The sequence below is a fragment of the Corallococcus sp. AB049A genome (genome assembly GCF_003668885.1).
GTDB classification, from domain to species: domain Bacteria; phylum Myxococcota; class Myxococcia; order Myxococcales; family Myxococcaceae; genus Corallococcus; species Corallococcus interemptor.
In genome coordinates this window covers 1-3502 of the sequence record NZ_RAWL01000639.1, presented here as the reverse complement: position 1 = coordinate 3502, position 3502 = coordinate 1, and the positions used below count along the sequence as shown (strand labels likewise).

2 protein-coding genes are annotated in these 3502 nt (G+C 74.1%); both read left to right on the top strand.

The genetic code is table 11. The annotated features are described in order from the left end of the window. The first annotated feature begins 137 nt into the window (after positions 1 to 137). A complete protein-coding gene (locus D7X55_RS37575; protein ID WP_120552324.1) occupies positions 138 to 2735 on the top strand; it encodes a GAF domain-containing protein in 2598 nt (865 codons plus the stop codon). A 72-nt stretch (positions 2736 to 2807) separates the two neighbouring features. Beyond that, the coding region (locus D7X55_RS37570; RefSeq protein WP_121725541.1) for an OmpA family protein at positions 2808 to 3502 on the top strand (695 nt) is incomplete at its 3' end.

Below are 3502 nucleotides of genomic sequence, written 5' to 3'. Positions count from 1 at the left end.
ATCAAGCCCCCTGCCCCACCCCCGGGGGATGGCCGGTGCCAACTCCCGGAAAGCCCGTTCCAACCCGGGCCGGGTGGTCCCGCTTCGTTGCCACCCCCACCCTTGGATCTCCCGCGGGGGAGGGGGGCTCCGCGCTCATGTCCGAGCCGACTGGCACCTTTCTGGCGGAGTCCACCCCCGTGCCGCAGGAGTGGCTGCGCACGGTGTTGCAGCTGCTGCCGGTGGGCGTGGTCATCGTGGACACGGGGGGCCGCCTGCTCGCCGCCAACGCCGCCGCGAGCGAACTGTGGGGCCAGGACGCGCTGGCGCGGATGCAGCTGGAGAACTTCGGCGGCTTCGAGGCGTACTGGCCCGGCACCGGCAAGCGGCTGCGCGGCGAGGACTGGGCCGTGTTCCGCACCCTGAAGAGCCGTCAGACCGTCTCCAACGAGGAGGTGGACATCGTTGGCAAGGACGGCGCGCGCCGCACCATCCTCAACTCCTCGGCGCCGCTGTACTCGGGCGAGGGCCGGCTGGTGGGGGCGGTGAACATCAACGTGGACATCACCGAGCGCAAGGCCACCGAGCGCGCGGAGTTCTTCGTCAGCGAGGCCTCCCGGCTGCTCGCCGAGTCCCTGGACTGGGAGACCACGCTCAAGGCCGTGGCGCGGCTGGCCACGCTGGAGTGGGCGGACTACTGCATGGTGGACGTGCTGGGGCCGGACGGCGCGCTGCACCGGCTGGCGCTCAGCGCGAAGGACCCGCGCAAGCAGTCGCTGCTGGACCAGACCCTGCACTTCCCGCCGAAGATCGGCTCGGACACGCCGCTCGGCCGGGCGTTCGCGCGGGGCAAGCCCGTGCTCGTCTCGGACATCACGCCCCAGTGGCTGGACGCGGTGTCGCTGTCGCCCGAGCACCACCACCTGCTGGAGGCGCTGGCGCCGCGCTCGTCCATGCTGCTGCCCCTGGCGGTGGGGCGCAGGCGCTTTGGCATCATCAACCTGGTCTCCGCGTCCCCCGCGCGCCGCTACACGAAGCGGGACCTGGACTACGCCACGGAGTTCGCGCGCCGCGCGGCGCTGGCGGTGGAGAGCGCCCGGCTGTACCGCGAGGCCCGCGAGGCCCTGCGCGAGCGGGACGCGTCCGCGGCCATGCTGGAGTCCTTCTTCGCGGCGTCTCCGGTGGGCATGGGCTTCGTGAACCAGGAGCTGCGCTACGTGCAGCTCAACAAGGTCATCGCGGAGAACAACGGCATCCCCCTGGAGAAGCACCTGGGCCTCACGCCCCGCGAGCTGATGGGCCCGGCGGGCGGCCCCATCGAGGACCTGCTGCGCCAGGTGCTGGAGTCGGAGGTGGCCGTGGTGGACACCCCGGTGGACTACGTGGCGGGCCCGGAGCCGCGCACCTTCCTGGCCACGTACTTCCCCGTGCGCTCCGGCACGGAGCTGTTGGGCGTGGGCGGCGTGGTGCGCGAAATCACCGAGCAGCGCCGCATGGAGACGCACCTGCGCTTCCTCACGGACGCCACCACGCGGCTGGCCACGTCCCTGGACTGGCGCACCACCGTGCGCAACGTGGCGGAGCTGGTGGTGGCGCAGCTGGCGGACTACTGCCTGGTGGACATGCTGGGCGAGGACGGCCAGCACCTGGAGCGCGTGGAGCGCCGCGCCAGGAACGGCCGGCTCCAGGCCCAGCTGGAGAAGTCCATGCCCTACGCGCCGCAGCCCGGCGCCCAGACCCTGCTGCGCAAGGTGCTGGAGACGGGGCGCGCGGAGCTGGTGACCGAGGTGGACGAGTCCGCCATGCGCGCCTTCGCCGTCGACGACATGCACCGGGAGGTCCTGGAGGGGCTCCAGCCGCGCTCGGTGATGGTCGTCCCGCTGATGGCGCGCGGGCGCACGCTGGGCATCGTGAGCGCGGCGACGTGCTCTCCCACGCGGCGCTTCAGCACGCGGGATTTGTCGCAGCTGGAGGACCTGGCCTGGCGCGCGGCGCTGGCGGTGGACAACGCGCGGCTGTACCGGCAAGCGGAGCAGGCCGTGGCCGCGCGCGACGAGTTCGTGGCGGTGGCCACGCATGAGCTGCGCACGCCCCTGTCCGCGCTGCACCTGCAGCTGTCCTCGCTGCAGCGCACGGTGGACAAGCTGGCGTCGGATGAATCCGAGCGGCTGGGCCAGGGCCTGCAGGGGGCCCTGCGGCAGGCGGACCGGCTGACGCGGCTGGTGGCGCACCTGTTCGACGTGGCGCGGCTGGGCACGGGGCAGATGGCGCTGGAGCTGGGCGCGGTGGAGCTGTCCTCGCTGGTGCACGCGCTGGTGGCGCGGATGGAGGAGGCGCTGGCCACGGCGGGCTGCGTGGCGGTGGTGCACGCGGACGCGCCGGTGGTGGCGCTGGCGGACCGGCCGCGCGTGGAGCAGGTGCTGATGAACCTGCTCACCAACGCGATGAAGTACGCGCCGGGCCTGCCGGTGGAGCTGTACGTGGAGCGCGAGGGGGACACGGCCGTCATCGCCGTGCGCGACTGGGGCCCCGGCATCCCCCTGGAGGCGCGCGAGCGCGTCTTCGAGCGCTTCGCGCGCAACACCGGCGAGCACGCGAGGGCGAGCCTGGGCCTGGGCCTCTACATCTCCCGGCAGCTGGCCCGCGCGCACGGCGGCGACCTGTTCGTGGAGGCGCCTCCGGAGGGCGGGCCCGGCTCGCGCTTCGTCCTGCACCTGCCCCGGTGGAAGAAACCGTCCGGGACGGCGCCGGACTGAAAGCAGGCGGGCGCATGTCGCACGGCGCCCACCTTGCCGCCCACATCCGGGGGGCCAGTACCCTTCAGGGCCATGGACGACGCGCGAACCACGGCAGCGCTCGGACGCTGGCGGTGGCTGCCCTGGGGGCTGCTGGCCGTCGCGGTGGTGGTGGCCTCCACGGGCGCGTGGCTGGGCTCGCGCTCGCTGCGCGCGCTGGAGGCCCGCAGTACACAGCTGGAGCACGAGGCCGCCGAGTCCGAAGCCCACGTCGCGCAGCTGCAGACGCTGCGTCAGGCCATGGAGCGGCGGCTGCGCGCGCTGGAGCGTCAGCAGCAGGCGCAGGAGTGGGGCGGCGCGGCGGCGGAGCTCCAGGCGAAGAGCGCGGAGGCGCAGCGTACGCGGCGCGAGGCGGCGCTCGAGGCGCTGGGCCGGCCGCTGCAGGACGCGCTCAAGGCGGGCGACGTGACCCTGGCGCTGGAGGACGACGCCCTGCGCGTGGACGTGTCCGAGCGGCTCCTCTTCGCCCCCGCCACGACGTCGCTCACGCCGGAGGGCACCGCCCTGCTGAAGCAGGCCGCGGCGGTGTTCCGGGGCGCGCTGTCCGACCATCGCGTCGCGGTGGAGGCCCACACCGACGAGGTGCTGCCCGCCGCGCCCGGGGGCCCCGCCACCACCGCGTGGGAGCTGTCCGCCGCGCGCGCCGTGGCGGTGGTGCGCCAGCTGGGCGAGCGCGAGGCCCTGGCTCCGGAGCGCCTGAGCGCCACGGGCCACGCCGCGTACCGGCC